We start from the raw sequence: 13,115 nt of genomic DNA on the forward strand, positions 1-13,115 counted from the left end.
ATCCATCACCGGTGCAGCATTCTACCTGCACTGCGTTTCAACAAGACGATATTGCATCCGTCCGCAAAGAATTATTTAGCGGCAGGCTTTTGTCCCGGGATGCCGATCTCTCCGCGGTAGCGCAGGGCCGATTCAACAAAATAATAGTCGGCATAACTCAGCGGTACATCGATCTCCGATTTACCGGGCAGGTGACCCACACTGTGTTTCAGCAGGAAGCCGCCGGCTTCCGCCCCAACTGTTTTGTAGGGTGCACCGGCAAGGCTTTTCAACATGGTTTCGGCAGCCGCCCGATAGGTCTTTGCTTCGGCAGCCGGCACGTAGAGGGCCAGTTCCTGCAGGGCAGAACTCATGATCGCCCCGGCCGATGCATCCCGCAACGCGTTGGGTATACCCGGCGCATTGAAATCCCAATAGGGAATTTTATCGGCCGGCAGGTTGGGATGGTTCAACAGGAACTGCGCAATGTGCCGGGCCTGGCCAAGATAATTTTTATCTCCGGTTTCCCTGTACATCACCGTAAAGCCATAAAGGCCCCAGGCCTGCCCTCTTGCCCATGCCGATTCATCGGCGGCGCCCTGGTGGGTGTGCTTTCGTTGTACGGCGCCTGTTTTAGCGTTATAATCTACCACGTGGTATGAGCTGTAGTCGGGACGAAAGTGATTTTTTATCGTGGTATTGGCGTGTGTCACCGCAACCTTGTAAAACGAGGAATCGCCGGTTTGCCGGAAGGCATACAGCAGCAACTCCAGGTTCATCATGTTGTCGATGATGACCAGGAAATGCGACGAGTCAGAATCCCAGGAACGAATGCAACCGACCGCCGGGTTGAACCGCGACAGCAAGGACCTGGCGCTGTTGAGTAGAACTTCTTTGTATGCGGGATTGGGTTCGACCTGTAAAGCATTGCCAAAACTGCAATACATCATAAAGCCCAGATCGTGGGTATGCGTGTTGAACTGCTCTTTTTCCAGCACCTGCAATTTTCGTTTGGCTTCCGCCAGCAGCGACGATTCGTTTGCATGGCGGTACAGGAAGAGCAGGGTGCCGGGGTAAAACCCACTGACCCAACCATCGGATTTGATTGTCTGGACCTGGCCCTTTTCGAACGTCCGGGCAAACCTGTCGGCCGGCACCGATGCCTGCAGCAGGTGGTATTGTGTAACGGCCGTATCGAGCACCGCGGCCAGTTTTTGTTGCAACGTATCGTCTTGCCAGTGAAGCTTTTTCTGCGATGCGCAGCCTGCGAGCAAACAGCCGGAAAGCAGGCAAATGGAAAAATGTGTCAACAATCGTTTGGTAAGCATTGAAATGGGTCCCCCGGACAAAGATGGCTGATTACCGAGGATTTTCCTTGCAGGTTTTTCTGGATGAAATGGATAATCTTCTGAAACCCCTGCCTCCGGCTTTAGCGCCCTGCATCCGGCAAATAGTCTATTGATTTCGCTCGATTCTCCATTGATGCGGTGAAGCGGCCCAACTAATTTTGGTCTTCCATAAGCAATCGTTTTTAGCATAGCAGTTAAAAAGCACTGAATTTCTATTCGGTGCTTTTTGTTATTCACTCTTCTAAAAATTCAGTGCTTGTTGCACGCCGCGTGGCCGATGTGCCAGGCTTACTATTATACCGGAAATGCGTTGCACCGCTCCTGTTGCGTCCCATGCAAGCAGCAAAAAAATCTTTTCAAAAAAGGATCAGGGTATCACCTGCTCGATGGGGTTATGCCTGGCAAATTTGATGCGGCGGTTTTTTGCCTTCCTTCCCGGCTTGTATTTTCCAAAACAAATTGCGACTCGGCTTACCCAACCGTTTGCGTGCGGTTGATATCGATGCCGGATTGCACCGACGGCGCCTGCCTTGCCGCTGTCAGCCCCCGATTGCCTCTGCCATTATTTCTACCTGTGCAAGGGTGAATGCTACCTATCGAAAAGCAGCTTCGGCTCTTTCCAAACAATTATTTCTGGCTTTCTTTTTTCCACCATTTCAGCGGGAAGGTGATATCTTTTACAGACCCTACCACCATATCGGGCTTAAAGGCATAGTGGTTCAACTCTTCTTTTTTGGTAATCCCCGACAACACGAGGATGGTCTTGTATCCCATTTGCACGCCTCCCTGAATATCGGTGTCCATCGTGTCGCCGATCACGGTTGTATCGGCTGTTTCCAGGTTCAATGCTTTGCGTGCAGAGCGCATCATCACCGGTCCCGGTTTGCCAATCGTAAATGCTTTCCTGCCCGTCGCCTCTTCGATCATTGCTGTCACGGCGGCAATACCCAAATTACTCCAACCGGGTTTTCGTGGCGATGGATCCCGGTTCGTGGTTACCAGTTTTGCGCCACCCAGGATCATGTCCACGGCCTTCTGCACCATTTCCAGGGTGAAGTTTCTCCCCTCTCCCAGCACGACAAAATCCGGTTCTGTTTCCACCAGCGTTAAACCATTTTCGTGCAAACTTGTGAGCAAGCCGCCCTCGCCCAGGACATAGGCCGTTTTATTGGGCGCCTGGTCGGCCAGGAACTTGCCTGTTGCCATGGCACTGGTGTACACGTGGTCTTCGGTGACCTCGATTCCCAGCTTTTTTAATTTGCGGACGGCTTCCAGTCTTGTTCGCTGGCTGTTATTCGTCATGAAAAGGAAGGGTATCTTGTTTTCCAGCAAAGAGGCGATAAAGACGTCCGCTCCCTGGATCATTTCATCACCGCCGTAGATGACCCCATCCATATCGATCAATAATCCTTGTTTCATTTTTTTAATTTAAGGGTTTCTAAACTTTTTGCATTCGAAACATTTTTCCTGTTTCGCCTTATTGTGTCTTCTACAGGCCATCTCTGCATTTGCCAACTTCACGACATCGATCCTTTCTTCCGCTGATCAGCAACCGAAAATGTCCTGCGTCCCTGCAGGAGAATCTGTCACAGGTACAAAGACAGAATCCAATGCTATAGAACGGCTTTGTTGCGAGCCTCATCGATGTAAAGATAGAATGAGAGGTCCCACTGCACCTGTCAAAATCAACGTTACTCTACCACTTCCAAAAGCGTTGAAAACCGGTTGAATTCATGGACCACAAAGGATTGCAGGAATTGGATTGCTGTTCACCAATGGCTGTGAGAAAAGGCAGGCCAGCGCTTTGTTTCGGTGATTTTTTTGCTTCTTTCCTTCTCCGTTTCTACCTGTAATTATATCCCTTATTTTTTTAACACAACTGTCTTTCCCGTTCTTGCAGATTCTCTAGCGGCATCCAGGATCTGTACGACTTTGCTGTTGTTTTCCAATGTATACAACCCGTTGGCCGGCAGTGTGATTTTACCGCTTATCACATCAGCAAAATAAGAAAACGGGTCGGTGTACACGGGCACATCGGCGGTTGTCACTTTTAGGCTTTGCTCCTCTTTCATGTTGTTGTTCCGCAGGCGCATATCGGTATTATCCTTCGTTATGATGTACCCGGATTCGCCATACACTTCCATGTCTTTCCTGTTGAAGGGCCAGTTCCACGAAGCCTGGATGATGCACTGCGCCGACGGATAGGTGACGACGATCGTAGCTTCGTCGTCAACGTTTGGGTATATATCGGGTTGAAAATGCCGGGTGACAGCGGTTACAGAGACCGGATCTTCGTTTTGCATTAAATAGGTCATGATGTTTGCGCCGTAACAACCAAAATCGACCAGTGCACCGCCGCCGTTTTGAACGGGGTCGGTAAGCCAATCGAAAAACGCCTTGTTCACGCCGATTTTCTTGGGTCCCTGGTGACCGTGATGAAAGACCACCTTTCTGACCCTTCCGACAGCGTTGCTGTCCCTTACCAACTGAACCGTTTTTTCGGTTGTCGGATACCACGAAGTTTCATAATTGGTCAGCAGGTAAATGTGGTTGTCTTTTGCGAGTTTTACCATCTTCTTTACCTGCTCATTCGACGTCGCAAGCGGCTTTTCAACCATAACGTGAATGCCTCTCGGCGCACAGGCCTCCACGGCAGCCAGGTGTTGATAAATGGAGCCAAAGGCGACCACGGCTTCCGGTTTTACCGCGTCGAGCATTTTATTCAGGTCGGTATAAAATAACCCGGCGTCCAGGCGATAGGTTTTCGCATATTGATGCGCCAACGCGGTATCGGGTTCGTAAACACCTACAAGGACAACATCGGTTTTATCCTTTCTTCCCAGGATCCAGGGCACATGGCCATGTGTGATTCCTGCCACCGCCAGGCGAAGCGGAGCCTTGTTTGTTGATTGCGCATTGGTTCCATTCAGCATAAAAAGCATTAGCAAGGTAAACACACCAAGTGTCTTCAACTGTTTCAGCGTACCTGTCATTGGAAAAAAATTGAATTGACGCGAAGAACGTTTTCGCTTATCCAAATGTCGAAATTTTCGGTTGTACTTTCTATACCAACCAGTTGACCTGTTTGAAACGGGCATCTCTTTTCCATTCTACACCATTGCTGCAATCGGCCGCCGGCATTTTCGGTTATCCGGGAGGCGAACGTGTATCATTTGCCGGGCAATGCCGGCAAACTGCAAAACTGTCCCACAATCAGGCTTCGATATACCGCTCCCGGCAATCGTAAAACCGTTCCTGTTGATGAACCCAAACTTACCGGTCAGACGCCGCAACTTTATTTCACCCGCAATTTTGTACTTTGATGCGCTTTTAATTTTTGAAAAATGAAACGGAAGGCTTTTTTGGTGCTTTTTTTACTGGTGCTCTCGGGAATTGCAGGCTATGTGATGTCGAAAGCTTCACTGATAGGAAGGGCTGGAATCTCTCTCTTTTACACGCAATACAAATTCTTGAAAACATGGTGGCAGGGAGGTTTGGCTGTTTTTGCCATTTGGATGATCCTGTTTTTTCTGCAAGGACTGGCGCAACGAAAACTGTCGCCGAAGGCTTCCAGGTTGCTGCAGATTGCAGCCATTGCCGTTGCCCTCCTTGGTTTGTATTTTACCTACCAGGATTTCCGGCACACCACGTCGCACCGCTGGCTCGGCGAACGATTCCATTTGGGCGGTTATCTTTTTTGGATTGGATGGATTGTGGTCAGCGTGTTTTATGTAACCGAAAACAAAAGGGTTGAATTGGAACAGGGCACAGTGCCACGTGCCGATAGAATTTCTTTACCGGATCAGCATCAAGGGTAATTTAACGAACTGCACGGCTTCTGTATAACAACTGGCAAAGAAAGGAGAGGGCAATGATGTTTTGTATTGCCTGCATCGACGCATACGATACAAGCGCAGAAGCACGGCACAATATCCAGCAATGCAATTCCTCGATTCGTGAATCCAGGGGAAACGGCTCTCCTCGTCAAAACGGTTGGCCACAGGCAATGAATCTTTATGTAAATACTTTATAAATAATTCCCGGAATTTTATAAACAAGTCCGTCCGGGTCAAAATAGCTTTACAGGAAGATAACCTTACAAGATGGAACACGAACATCACCATCAGCGGGAAAATCATTCGGAACACCTGCACCATCAAACCGTTGAAGGAAAAAGAACAGCGCCTGGCCAGCCTGCACATCATCACCACACAAAGACAAGTGCAGTGCCGGAAGCAACCATGCACGATAAGCACGCCGGTCATCAGACGCACGATTTTTTGAAACGGTTTTGGATTTGTTTGTACTTGACTGTCCCGGTTTTGCTTCTCTCAGAAATGATACAGCATTGGCTCGGTTTCCATCTCGTATTCCCGGGAAGTAAATATGTCCTCCTGCTCCTGGGATCCATTATTTATTTCTATGGCGGCAAGCCCTTTCTGAAAGGCATGATCAGTGAAATACGGGACATGGCGATTGGCATGATGACCCTGGTAGCTTTGGCTATTTCGATTGCTTTTATTTACAGTGTGGCCATTGTCTTTGGCCTTCGGGGTATGGACTTCTTTTGGGAACTGGCCACCCTGATTGATATTATGCTGTTGGGCCATTGGCTGGAAATGAATTCACAAATGGCTAGTTCCAGGGCTTTGGAATCCCTGGTTGCACTGCTGCCTTCTAAAGTGCACGTAGAAAGAAATGGGGCCGTAAGCGACATTGACCTGCAGGATTTAAGAATCGATGATATTGCGTTAATCAAACCCGGTGAAAAAATTCCGGCGGATGGTTACGTCGTAGAGGGAAGCTCTAACGTCAACGAAAGCATGTTGACAGGTGAAAGCGTTCCGATCCGGAAAGCAAAAGAAGACAAGGTCATTGGAGGATCGATTAACGGCGATGGTTCACTGCGTGTGAAAATCACCGGCACCGGCAAGGAGAGTTACCTGAACAAAGTAATTGCACTGGTTCAAACGGCCCAGGGTGCCAAATCGACTACCCAAAACCTTGCGGACAGAGTTGCCAAATGGCTGACTATTGTTTCGATTACCACTGGTGTCGCCACCTTTATCTATTGGTTTAATGCAGGGGAAACCTTAGCGTTTGCCCTGGAGCGGATGGTAACCGAAATGGTAACCGCCTGTCCGCATGCGTTAGGTGTAGCCATTCCTTTAGTCGTTGCCTTATCCACCACTATCTCGGCAACACATGGTCTTTTGATTCGAAACCGGACGGCATTTGAAAATGCCCGGAAACTTACGACGATTATTTTCGATAAAACGGGTACACTAACAAAGGGTTCACACGAGGTTCAAAGCGTAATTCCGTTGTCGAAAGATTACAGTGCAAATGAAGTGCTGCAGTATGCAGCTTCCGTACAGCAAGACTCTGAACACCACATTGCGCATGGAATATTGCGGAAACGGAATGAACAAAACCTGCCTGCCTGGAAAGTCGACGATTTTAAATATATACAAGGAATTGGCGTTAGTGGCACCGTAAATGGAAAGAAGGTGTTGTCAGTCGGTCCAACCTATTTTAAACAAAATCATCGAATGCCTCCATCCGTGCCGGACGCGGTAAATCAGGACATTGAAACGGTTAGCTTTCTTCTGATTGACGATGTACCGGCAGGTATCATTACATTGGCCGACACAATCAGAGAAACGTCAAAAGAAGCAGTTGATCAGTTAAAACAGATGAACATCAAATCTTTTCTGCTTACAGGTGACAACGAAAAAATTGCCAAAGCCGTTTCAACACAGTTAGGTATGAATGGTTACCTGGCCAATGTTCTTCCCCATGAAAAGCAAGCGAAACTAAAGGAATTCCAGGGCCAGGGCGAAGTGGTTGCGATGACCGGCGACGGGGTAAACGACGCACCAGCGCTTGCCCAGGCAGATGTAGGAATTGCCGTTGGCTCCGGCACTGACGTTGCAGCCGAAACAGCAGATATCATTCTTGTCAACAGCGATCCAATGGACGTGGTGCAGATGATTGCCTTTGGAAGCGCCACCTATAAAAAAATGATTCAAAACCTCATCTGGGCTGTCGGATACAATGTGGTGGCTATTCCTTTAGCAGCAGGGATTCTTTACCCGAAGTTTGTTCTTAGTCCGGCACTGGGAGCAATTCTTATGAGTTTAAGTACAGTTGTTGTGGCGCTGAATGCGCAACTTTTAAAGCGCCAATTTAAATAACGACCCGCGGGGTGAACCATTCATCGTAGTTATTCCTTTATCATTTCCAGTAATTGCCGTTTATGGTTTTGAACTAGTTCGACAAGTGGCAATCTCCGGACATCTGCCTTTATAAAAAGAAGGAAGTAATGCGATGGTACAATAAAGACGGATATACAACAAGATTGACGGTGACCAGTTCGCTAACGCTTCACGTGACAGAACGAATTCATTATGCTTGTCATCCTTTATGGAGTAGTTCTACAATGATTTTGCACCGGTGACCTACTGATCTTTGTAGCAATTTGCCTGTCATTGACAAGGGCAAGAAAGCAAAACGCCTGCATTTCCGGAGATTTGCAGGCGTTTGACGTTGTCTACTATTGACTTTGGCGGTGAGGGAGGGATTCGAACCCTCGGTAGAGCTTTAAGGCCCTACGACGGTTTAGCAAACCGTTGATTTCAGCCACTCATCCACCTCACCGGGCAATTTGTAGCGCCCTGTTCTTCGCAGGGGTGGCAAAAATAGGGAGATGCCTCTGAATATCCCAAAAAAACAAATCCCATTTTGCGGGATTTTTCAATTTTCCTGCAAAATGGGATTTGCCCTGCCGGCAGGTATTTACATCGCCGCCAGCTGCACTTTTTGCTGCAGTTCCATGACACTGTCGCGGAAGGTTGGATCGGTGTCCATGAGGTCCTTCACGGTTTGACAGGAGTGGATCACGGTGGTATGGTCGCGACCGCCAAAATGCTCACCGATCGTCTTCAGTGAATTTTTAGTAAAGGCCTTCGCCAGGTACATCGTGATCTGCCTGGCCTGGACGATTTCACGCTTTCTTGTTTTTTGCAACAGTTTGTCGTAAGCGACATCGTAGTACTCGCAAACCATCTTTTGGATGGTTTCGATGGTAATTTCTTTGCTAGCTGTTTTTACAAAATTCCGTAACACTTTTTTCGCGAGGTCTAGATCAATTTCCTTGCGATTGAGCGAAGATTGTGCCAACAACGAGATCAGTGCGCCTTCCAACTCGCGAATATTGTTGTTGATATTATAAGCAATGTACTTCACCACTTCTTTGGGCATCTCCAGCCCGTCGTTCTTCATCTTTTGCTCCAAAATCTCGATGCGTGTTTCATAGTCCGGCATCGATATATCGGCACTTAAGCCCCAGCGGAAACGGCTCAGCAAACGCTCCTGTACGCCTTCCAGGTCTTTGGGCGCCTTGTCGGATGTCAGGATCAACTGCTTGCCCGACTGGTGCAGGTGATTGAAAATGGCAAACAAGGCATCCTGCGATTTTTCGGCGCGGCTGAAAAACTGTACATCATCGATGATCAGCACGTCGATCAGTTGATAAAAGTGAATGAAATCGTTGATGGCGTTGTTGCGGCTATGATCCACAAACTGGTTGATGAATTTTTCCGAACTAACGTACAACACTACCTTGTTTGGGTGCTGGCGCTTCACCTCGTTGCCGATGGCCTGTGCGAGGTGGGTTTTGCCCAATCCCACACCGCCGTAAACCACCAGCGGGTTAAAGGAGTTGGCACCCGGTTTTTCGGCCACGGTTTTACCGGCACGGCGGGCCACACGGTTGCAGTCGCCTTCGATATAGGTTTCAAATGTATAATTGGGGTTGAGCTGCGGATCGATGTGCATTTTCTTCAGCCCCGGAATCACAAACGGATTTTTGATGGGTGTGTTGATCACCAGCGGGAAGTCCATTTCGTTGTTCACAAACGTCTTATAGGAATGGCCAGCCATGTCCACCGTCAGCGGCTTGTTGTATTTGTTTCCGCCATCGACCATAATGCGGTATTCGAGCCGTGCATCCTTGCCCAGCTCCCGTTTCAATGTCTTTGCCAACAGGTTCACGTAATGCTCCTCCAGGTATTCGTAGAAAAACTGGCTTGGCACCTGGATAATGAGAACATTTTCTTTTAAAGCAATCGGCTTGATCGGTTCAAACCATGTCTTAAAATGCTGCCACTCCACAATATCTTTGATGATTGCAAGACAATTGTTCCAGACCGAGGTTGTTGTTTTCTCCATCTATTTTCGTAGCAGTTTAAAGTGAACAAGAAAGATCAAAAAGGTTTTTCACAAGGTGTGTATAAATAAATTTTTTTGAGACAGGAGGACGAATATCAGAAAAAGAAAATCCAAAAAAAAATTTTTAATTCTGAAAAAAACGACAGGCCTGACAAAGCCTGTTTAAACAAATATTTCCCCGGCTGAACTTGCATTTTCTCCTGAAATTTTTAACTTCTTAACACCACGCTTTTGCCGGTATACGTGAAAAAAAATCGTGCCCCTTACCGGCCTCCTGTTTCGCTTCGCCACGATTGTTTTCAAGCTATCTTTGTCTCCATGAAATTTGGTGTAGTTGTTTTCCCCGGTTCCAATTGCGACAGAGACGTATACGATGCACTGGTACACGACCTCGGCCAGGAATGCGTGATGCTGTGGCACAAAGACGATGACCTTTCGCAGTTTACAACCGATGATTGCATTGTGCTGCCCGGTGGCTTTTCGTACGGCGACTATTTGCGCACCGGCGCCATTGCCCGCTTCTCTCCCATCATGAAAAGCGTGATCGAGTTTGCACAGAGTGGTGGTAAGGTGCTCGGCATCTGCAACGGATTCCAGATCCTGTGCGAGGCGCACTTACTGCCCGGCGCACTGCTGCGCAACCAGGAACAAAAATTCATTTGCCAGAATATTTATGTGAAAGACATGGATGGCGATGTGTTGAAAATTCCGATTGCCCATGGCGAAGGACGTTACTACGCCGATGAGGCCACCCTCAATGAGCTGGAAACAAACAAACAGGTATTACTATATTATAGCGATGCCGGCGGCAACATTACAGAAGCGGCCAATCACAACGGCTCCGTACGCAACATCGCCGGCATCTGCAACAAGGAACGGACTGTCTTTGGCATGATGCCACATCCCGAGCGGGCCTGCTCCGTTGCCCTGGGTAACACAGACGGACGGACACTGTTTAACAAGTTGTTTTCATTTGTAACAGAACCCAGTCTCTGACACCGGCTTCCCGCTTCCATTATTAACACATCCGAAGTGTTTTAAACCGGAAATTTGTACAGCAAACAATTCGTATATGAAAAAAACGATTCTTTTTTTCACGCTTGCATTTTCCGCAGTTGTTGGATTCGCACAGGTTGCCAGCCCAGTGAACTGGACGTTTACCAGCAAGAAGGTTTCCGACAATGTGTACGAGGTGCAGATGGTGGCCACCATTCAAAACGGCTGGCACCTGTACTCGCAGTCGCAGCCGAAAGACGCCATCGCCGTGCCCACAACATTTGAGTTTTCGAAAAACCCCCTTGTGCAGCTTGACGGCAAGGTAAAAGAAGCCGGCAAGATGGAGCGGTTTACCGATAAAGACCTGGGTGTTTCTGCCAACCAATACAGCAAGCTGGTGGCGTTTTCGCAACGGGTGAAGCTGAAAGGGAAAGCAAAATCGAACGTCAGTGGCAATGTTACCTATCAAACCTGCGATGACAAAAAATGCCTGCCCCCCAAAACAGTCAACTTCAACATTGCCTTAAAATAAATTAGATGCGCTACCTGAACCGAGTTCTTGTTTTTCTGGCCGCATATCTTTTTATGACAACTGCACAGGCTCAAAACCCTGTGCAGTTTCGTTTTACACAGGAAGCAGCCGGCAAAGACGTTTTGCTTAAAATCAAAGCTGTTGTCCCGAAAGGAAGTGAAATCGTTTCTGTCAAACCCATCTCAGACGAGGCTCCCATCAATACCCAAATCCGGTTTGATTCATCAGCGAAAGTTCAGTTGAAAGACTCTGTAAAAGAATCTGGTTTGCAAAAGCAGGTCACCGAGGCAGACTTCAACAATGCGCTTGTTACCTACTATTCCGACTCGGTGGAGTGGCAGCAGCGATTGCAGCTACCTGCTGCAGACAGCACCACCGTAAAAGGAACCATCGCCTATTTTGTCAAAAGCAATGGTGCCTTCAACAGTTATGAAGAACCGTTTGCTGTCAAAATTCACCCATCCGTACAAAGCGCTAAAACGGCAACGATCCAAAGCAAGGACGACCTGGAAAGCCGTTCGCTTGGCTATATTTTCCTGATCTCCTTTTTGGGTGGCTTTATTGCCCTGGTTACACCTTGCGTGTTTTCGATGGTACCGGTTACCGTTGGCTTTTTCACCAAGCGAAGCAAAAGCCGCGAACAGGGTATTCGCAACGCCATTTATTATTCCGTTTCCATTATTCTGATCTTTACGTTGCTTGGCTTCCTGGTCACGCTGATTTTTGGCCCAACAGCCTTGAACAAACTTGCCACCAACTGGATAGCCAATCTCCTGTTCTTTCTGATCTTTCTTGTCTTTGGCATTTCGTTTCTTGGCGCATTCGATATCCAGTTGCCTTCTTCCTGGCAAACGGCAGCAGACTCCAAAGCCAACACCAGCAACTTCACGGGCATCTTTTTCATGGCGCTTACACTGGCACTGGTTTCATTTTCGTGTACGGGGCCTATCATCGGCAACCTGATTGTGCTTGCCTCCAAAGGAAGCTATTTTGGTCCGCTGGTTGGCATGTTCGGTTTTTCGGTTGCGCTTGCTCTTCCCTTTACATTGTTTGCTCTTTTCCCGCAATGGATCAACAGCTTTGGCAAGGCCGGCGGATGGCTGAACAGCGTGAAAGTGGCACTTGGCTTCCTGGAACTGGCACTTGCACTGAAATTTTTATCCAATGCCGACCTGGCAAAAGGCTGGCGCTTGCTGGACCGGGAGATTTTTCTTTCGTTGTGGATCGTGTTGTTTGGCCTGCTGGGCTTCTATATTTTGGGTAAGATCAAATTTCACCACGACAGCGACCTGCCGAAGAACGATTTTGAGCAACCGTACGTCAGTATTCCGCGCCTCTTCTTTGCCATCGTTGCTTTTGCCTTTACCGTGTACATGGTTCCGGGTCTTTGGGGCGCACCGCTCAAGGGAATCAGCGCTTTTCTTCCGCCCTATGGCACGCAGGATTTCAGCAACTCCGGTGGAACAGTGCCGGCCAGCACAAGTGCCGATGGAGAGATCAAACCGGCGAAATACGTAAAGGAACTTTCGCCTTACGAACCCGAAGTCGCCAAAAAGGCCGGCCTTGTTACCTTCTATGATTACGACGAAGCGCTTGCCGCGGCACGCAAAGCCGGGAAGCCGCTGATGCTCGACTTTACAGGCATCAACTGCATCAATTGCCGCAAGATGGAAGCACAGGTGTGGAGTCAGCCGGAAGTGATGAAGCGGCTAAAAGAAAATTTTATTATTGCATCGCTTTACACCGATGTGCAGAATATTTACCTGCCGGAAGCCGAAGAATTTGATTCGAAGGAACTGGGCGAACATGTAAACACCGTTGGTGAAAAGTTTTCGCACCTGGAAGTAAGCCGCTACGGCGTGGCTTCGCAGCCCTTCTATATCTTTCTGGATACGAAAGAACAAAAACTGGCGCCGGATGGCTATCCTTACGATCCCGATGTACAAAAATTTATTCAGCACCTGGATAATGTCGTTGCTGAATACAAAAAAAGAAAGTCGTAACCGCATGGCTGCCCAATCAAGTCC

Annotated in this window: 10 protein-coding genes and 1 tRNA gene; 5 read left to right on the plus strand and 6 right to left on the minus strand. The window is 48.3% G+C overall.

Annotated elements, in window-relative coordinates:
- Positions 1 to 71 precede the first annotated feature (71 nt).
- From D6024_RS00180 to D6024_RS00190, 3 genes are all read right to left on the minus strand, one after another.
- Positions 72 to 1,307, minus strand: coding sequence for a glycoside hydrolase family 88 protein (locus D6024_RS00180; protein ID WP_121353416.1), 1,236 nt, complete (start codon positions 1,305 to 1,307; stop codon positions 72 to 74).
- A 648-nt stretch (positions 1,308 to 1,955) separates the two neighbouring features.
- The gene (locus D6024_RS00185) at positions 1,956 to 2,747 is read right to left on the minus strand and encodes an HAD-IIA family hydrolase (RefSeq protein WP_121352075.1); all 792 of its coding nucleotides are present in this window, start codon (positions 2,745 to 2,747) and stop codon (positions 1,956 to 1,958) included.
- 443 nt (positions 2,748 to 3,190) lie between these two features.
- The gene (locus D6024_RS00190) at positions 3,191 to 4,321 is read right to left on the minus strand and encodes a Gfo/Idh/MocA family protein (RefSeq protein ID WP_121352077.1); all 1,131 of its coding nucleotides are present in this window, start codon (positions 4,319 to 4,321) and stop codon (positions 3,191 to 3,193) included.
- A gap of 351 nt (positions 4,322 to 4,672) precedes the next feature.
- On the opposite strand from D6024_RS00190, the gene D6024_RS00195 reads away from it, so the two are divergent.
- Complete coding sequence (locus D6024_RS00195; RefSeq protein ID WP_121352079.1) at positions 4,673 to 5,146, plus strand: hypothetical protein; 474 nt, start codon at positions 4,673 to 4,675, stop codon at positions 5,144 to 5,146.
- Here the strand turns inward: D6024_RS00195 and D6024_RS27000 are convergent.
- The gene (locus D6024_RS27000; RefSeq protein ID WP_205573225.1) at positions 5,123 to 5,593 is read right to left on the minus strand and encodes a hypothetical protein; all 471 of its coding nucleotides are present in this window, start codon (positions 5,591 to 5,593) and stop codon (positions 5,123 to 5,125) included. The two genes, D6024_RS00195 and D6024_RS27000, sit on opposite strands and share 24 nt — an antisense overlap.
- A gap of 72 nt (positions 5,594 to 5,665) precedes the next feature.
- Between D6024_RS27000 and D6024_RS00200 the strand changes: the two genes are divergently transcribed.
- Positions 5,666 to 7,525 (plus strand): copper-translocating P-type ATPase, encoded by a 1,860-nt coding sequence (locus D6024_RS00200; RefSeq protein ID WP_240409888.1) that lies wholly within the window; start codon positions 5,666 to 5,668, stop codon positions 7,523 to 7,525.
- Between the two features lie 369 nt (positions 7,526 to 7,894).
- Here D6024_RS00200 and D6024_RS00205 read toward each other — a convergent pair.
- Together D6024_RS00205 and dnaA are read right to left on the minus strand one after the other, a co-directional pair.
- Positions 7,895 to 7,988, minus strand: a tRNA-Ser gene (locus D6024_RS00205).
- A gap of 138 nt (positions 7,989 to 8,126) precedes the next feature.
- Positions 8,127 to 9,560 (minus strand): chromosomal replication initiator protein DnaA, encoded by a 1,434-nt coding sequence (dnaA, locus tag D6024_RS00210; RefSeq protein WP_121352083.1) that lies wholly within the window; start codon positions 9,558 to 9,560, stop codon positions 8,127 to 8,129.
- A gap of 318 nt (positions 9,561 to 9,878) precedes the next feature.
- Between dnaA and purQ the strand changes: the two genes are divergently transcribed.
- The 3 genes from purQ to D6024_RS00225 all read left to right on the plus strand — a co-directional run bounded on the left by purQ (position 9,879) and on the right by D6024_RS00225 (position 13,091).
- On the plus strand, positions 9,879 to 10,556 hold the full coding sequence (gene purQ / locus D6024_RS00215; RefSeq protein ID WP_121353417.1) for a phosphoribosylformylglycinamidine synthase subunit PurQ: 678 nt from the start codon (positions 9,879 to 9,881) through the stop codon (positions 10,554 to 10,556).
- Between the two features lie 76 nt (positions 10,557 to 10,632).
- The gene (locus D6024_RS00220; protein ID WP_121352085.1) at positions 10,633 to 11,088 is read left to right on the plus strand and encodes a protein-disulfide reductase DsbD domain-containing protein; all 456 of its coding nucleotides are present in this window, start codon (positions 10,633 to 10,635) and stop codon (positions 11,086 to 11,088) included.
- Positions 11,089 to 11,093: 5 nt separating this feature from the next.
- The gene (locus D6024_RS00225) at positions 11,094 to 13,091 is read left to right on the plus strand and encodes a protein-disulfide reductase DsbD family protein (protein ID WP_121352087.1); all 1,998 of its coding nucleotides are present in this window, start codon (positions 11,094 to 11,096) and stop codon (positions 13,089 to 13,091) included.
- Positions 13,092 to 13,115 lie beyond the last annotated feature (24 nt).

The sequence above is a fragment of the Flavisolibacter nicotianae genome (assembly GCF_003628535.1).
Taxonomy (GTDB): Bacteria; Bacteroidota; Bacteroidia; order Chitinophagales; family Chitinophagaceae; genus Flavisolibacter; species Flavisolibacter nicotianae.